General features: G+C 62.3%; 3 protein-coding genes. 2 read left to right on the forward strand and 1 reads right to left on the reverse strand.

Annotated elements, in window-relative coordinates; translation table 11 throughout:
• Positions 1–1,615, reverse strand: a 1,615-nt coding sequence (locus tag BIS11_RS11800; protein WP_253586092.1) for a DUF294 nucleotidyltransferase-like domain-containing protein, incomplete at its 3' end; no start/stop codon positions are given.
• A 608-nt stretch (positions 1,616–2,223) separates the two neighbouring features.
• Here BIS11_RS11800 and BIS11_RS11805 point away from each other — a divergent pair.
• Both BIS11_RS11805 and BIS11_RS11810 read left to right on the forward strand, forming a co-directional pair.
• The gene (locus BIS11_RS11805; RefSeq protein WP_227389197.1) at positions 2,224–2,484 is read left to right on the forward strand and encodes a DUF4212 domain-containing protein; all 261 of its coding nucleotides are present in this window, start codon (positions 2,224–2,226) and stop codon (positions 2,482–2,484) included.
• Positions 2,485–2,487: 3 nt separating this feature from the next.
• Complete coding sequence (locus tag BIS11_RS11810; protein WP_253423571.1) at positions 2,488–4,284, forward strand: sodium:solute symporter family protein; 1,797 nt, start codon at positions 2,488–2,490, stop codon at positions 4,282–4,284.
• Positions 4,285–4,396: the final 112 nt, after the last annotated feature.

Raw genomic sequence — 4,396 nt, forward strand, 5'->3', positions numbered from 1 at the left:
CATCGCTTGCAAAGCGCCGCTCCAGGCGGCCGTCGTCGGCCAGCGCCTCGAGGCGCTCGAAGGTGCCGGTCGATTCGATGCGCCGCTCCAGCGCCATGGTGCGCACCCCGTGGACGAGGGGGAAGATGCCGCCCTTCTTGATGTCGATGCCGTGTTCGCGCTTCTTGAGCGAGCCGAACAGCGTCAAGGGCGTCGAGAAGCGCAGCGCCGCCCGGGCGAAATGGCTCAGCAGCAGCTCGTCGTCGGCGCAGCGGCGAAACAGCGCCGCCTGCACACGCTCGGCAAGGCTCGGGTTTCCGGCGACGGCGTGGGCATCGAGCATGATCGCGATCTTCATGAGGCTGTCGCCGTCGCGCAGTCGCGCCCAGCCCTCGATGCGCTCGCACCAGGTCGCGACACTGCCCACCCAGGCGGGGTTGGAGACCATGATGTCGCCGGGGCACGGCGGGTAGCCGAGCTCGATCAGCGTGCGGGTGAAGCCCTGCATCTGGGCGGGCGCGTCCTCCCACTCCACGCCATCGGCGAGGATCAGGGCGTTGTCCTGGTCGGTCTTGAGGATCTGCTCGCCGCGCCCTTCGCTGCCCATCACCACCAGGCAGCACTGGTTCTCCGGCGGGTCCTGCACGCTGAAGTGCCACGCCTTCTGAATGATGCGCCCGTTGATCGCGGCCAGAAGCTCCATGACGAAGCGCAGCTTCACGCCCTGGGCCATCAGCGCCTGGACGAGCTCCGGGGTGCGCCGGCTCGCCTGGGCGAGCGCCTCGAGATCGGCGGCCTTCTCGATCTGCAGGCCCACCACGTAGCTGCGGCTCGAGAAGTAGCTCAGCACGTCGGTGAGCTCGACGACGCCGTGAAGCGTGTCGCCTTCCATGACCACCACTCGCGCCACCCGCTGGCGGGTCATGGTGATCAGCGCCTCGAACAGGTACTGGTCGGGCGCCACCACCACCAGGGTGGTACGGGCAAGGCTTGCAAGCGGCGTCGTCGTGGGCTTGCCATCGAGCACGAGCGCCCCCAGCAGATCGGTCTTGGTGATCATGCCGAGCTGCCCGTCGGTGCGCACCAGCAGGCTATCGGCGTGATGGTCGAACAAGGTGGCCACCGCCGCCTGGATGTCCGCCTCGCCCTCGAGCACGATCGCCCCGCGCAGGCACTCGCTCACCCGGGCCAGCATGAACCCGGCCATGGTGACCCCGCCCGCCGCGCGGCGCTCGGTCAGAAGCCGCGCCTTGTGCGAGAGCGACTGGCGAAAGAAGCCTTCGAAATCCGGGTAGTCGCGGCACAGCGCCATGAACTCGGCGCCGGGGAGCACGTAGCAAAGCGTCTCCTGCTCCGCCTCGAAACGGTAGCGGCTCTTGCCGTTGAGCAGGCTGATCGCGCCGAACAGATCTCCCGCGGTGTAGTGGCCGATGCGCGCCTGCGCCTGGGGCAAGGTGGGGTCGAGCTCGGCGACTTCTCCGCGATGGATGATGAACACGCCATCGACGGCGTGCTGCATTTCCACGATGATGTCGCCGCTGTCGAAATAGGCCAGATCGAGAGCGCCGCGCACGCGCTCGCCGCCGGCTTCATCGAGCAGCGAAAAGGGCAATCTGGATAGATCGACCTCGATCATGAGTCACTCCGGTTGTTCATGCGACAACGTGCCGACCACGTGAAGGCCCTACTTTAAGCTATGAAGCAAAGGTCTAATCGACACGATTAAAAAACTATTTCCATCGGCTCTCGACACCCTAAACGCAGAACTACCGGACTAAAGTCTATAGACTCGGAGTTCTTTTAACGGTGCTTTTCATCTTTGTTATAAGTATCGAAAACAACTCTTTCAAAGTAGCAAATCCGCTTTCATAGCGAGCTATAGACTATCGTCCTATCGGGACAAAAGTCGTAGTCTTGTGGCTCAAAAAGATTAGTAAATAGAACGCCTTCGCTGTATAAATCCCTGTCTCTTTCGCATCGTCGTCGCCTGATACCAAAGTCGGGATTCTTTTTTTGCATTTATTGGCCAGTATTACTTCGAGTCCACTGAGGTAATATTGCCTTAGACCCCTGCCCGGCGCTTAAAAAGACAACAACAAGGGACATCGATGAACACTACGCCGCAAAGACAAGAGCCACGAGCACCATTAAAAAAAGCGACGTGTCAGGGGCACTTCCTGACAGGTCATCCGCATCGCGTCCACTTTCCAATCTTGAACAACATAAACGGAGAGCACCATCATGATGGCAGATGATAAATCCAATGCTGCTGCGTACTGGAAGGCCAACGTCCGCCTGATCTTCGGCTGTCTGGTCGTCTGGGCGTTCGTGTCCTACGGCTGCGCCATCCTGTTTCGCCCGCTGCTGGCGTCGATCTCCATCGGCGGCACGGACCTGGGCTTCTGGTTCGCTCAGCAAGGCTCGATTCTGACCTTCATCGCGTTGATCTTCTTCTACGCCTGGAGAATGAATCAGCTCGACAAGAAATACGGCCTGGGGGAGTAAGCCATGAGCCAGTTTGCCATCAACCTGCTGTTCGTCGGCGCCTCCTTCGCGCTCTACATCGGCATCGCGATATGGGCGCGAGCCGGCTCCACCAAGGAGTTCTACGTCGCCGGCGGCGGCGTTCACCCGATCACCAACGGCATGGCCACCGCCGCGGACTGGATGTCGGCGGCGTCGTTCATCTCCATGGCGGGCCTGATCGCCTCCGGCGGCTACGCCAACTCCACCTACCTGATGGGCTGGACCGGGGGCTTCGTGATCCTCGCCATGCTGCTCGCGCCTTATCTGCGCAAGTTCGGCAAGTTCACCGTGCCGGACTTCATCGGCGAACGCTTCTACAGCCCCACCGCCCGGGTGGTCGCGGTGGTGTGCCTGATCATCGCCTCGGTGACCTACGTCATCGGCCAGATGACCGGCGCCGGCGTCGCCTTCTCGCGCTTTCTGGAAGTGCCCAGCACCTGGGGTATCTGGATCGCGGCGCTGACCGTCTTCTTCTACGCGGTCCTCGGCGGCATGAAGGGCATCACCTACACCCAGGTGGCCCAGTACGTCGTGCTGATCGTGGCCTACACCATCCCGGCGGTGTTCATCGCCATGCAGCTCACCGGTAATCCGATCCCGATGTTCGGCATGTTCAGCACCCACTCGGAATCCGGCGTGCCGCTTTTGCAGAAGCTCGATGACGTGGTCGTGGCGCTGGGCTTCCAGGACTACACGGCGGATGTGGACAACAAGCTCAACATGCTGCTGTTCACGCTCTCCTTGATGATCGGTACCGCCGGCCTGCCCCACGTCATCATCCGCTTCTTCACCGTGCCGAAAGTGGCCGACGCGCGCTGGTCCGCAGGCTGGGCGCTGGTGTTCATCGCCCTTCTGTACCTGACAGCACCGGCAGTGGCCTCCATGGCGCGCCTCAACCTGATGACCACGGTGTACCCGGAGATGACCGGCCAGGTCGAGAATTACGAGGCGGCGGCCGCCGAACCGATCCTTTACGAGGATCGTCCCGACTGGTTCCGCACCTGGGAAGAGACGGGCCTGATCACCTTCAACGACCTCAACGACGACGGCCGCATCCAGTTCTACAACGACGCCAACGCCGGCTTCGAGGGCACGGCCACCGAGCGCGGCTGGGCAGGCAACGAACTGACCGTCAACAACGACATCCTGGTACTGGCCAACCCCGAGATCGCCAACCTGCCCGGCTGGGTCGTGGGTCTGATCGCGGCGGGCGGCATCGCGGCGGCGCTCTCCACCGCAGCAGGGCTTCTGCTGGCCATCTCCTCGGCGATCAGCCACGACCTGATCAAGAACACCATCAATCCCAACATCAGCGAGAAAAAGGAGATGCTGGCGGCGCGGATCTCGATGGGCGGGGCGATCTTGCTTGCCACCTATCTGGGGCTGAATCCGCCCGGGTTCGCGGCGCAGACCGTGGCACTGGCCTTCGGTATCGCGGCGGCGTCGCTGTTCCCGGTGTTGATGATGGGTATCTTCTCCACCCGCATGAACAGTGCCGGCGCAGTGTGCGGCATGCTGGCCGGTCTGATCTGCACGCTGCTGTACATCTTCACCTACCTTGGCTGGTTCTTCATTCCCGGCACCAACATGCTGCCGAACACGCCGGACAACTGGTTCATCGGCATCTCGCCGCTCTCCTTCGGCGCGGTAGGTGCGCTGATCAACTTCGCCGTGGCCTTCGCGGTGTCGAGCGTCACGGCACCGCCGCCGCGTGAAATCCAGGAGCTGGTGGAAAGCGTGCGCTACCCGAAAGGCGCTGGTGCCGCCATCGACCACTAGGTCATAATCCATGAAGACCCCTTGGGCCTTCAGCGCAACGAGCGGGCTTCCTCAGGGAAGCCCGTCTCGTTTAAACGCCTCTTTCGACCCTAACGAGCAGGAAATACCTTTA

Origin of the sequence: Halomonas sp. 707D4, from assembly GCF_024158685.1 — a bacterium.
In the GTDB taxonomy this organism is placed as follows: Bacteria; Pseudomonadota; Gammaproteobacteria; order Pseudomonadales; family Halomonadaceae; genus Vreelandella.

What these genes read in the sequence shown, in the direction of transcription:
- BIS11_RS11805 (WP_227389197.1), top strand. Translation starts at nt 2,224, where the DNA reads ATGGCAGATGATAAATCCAATGCTGCTGCGTACTGGAAGGCCAACGTC.
- BIS11_RS11810 (WP_253423571.1), top strand. Translation starts at nt 2,488, where the DNA reads ATGAGCCAGTTTGCCATCAACCTGCTGTTCGTCGGCGCCTCCTTCGCG.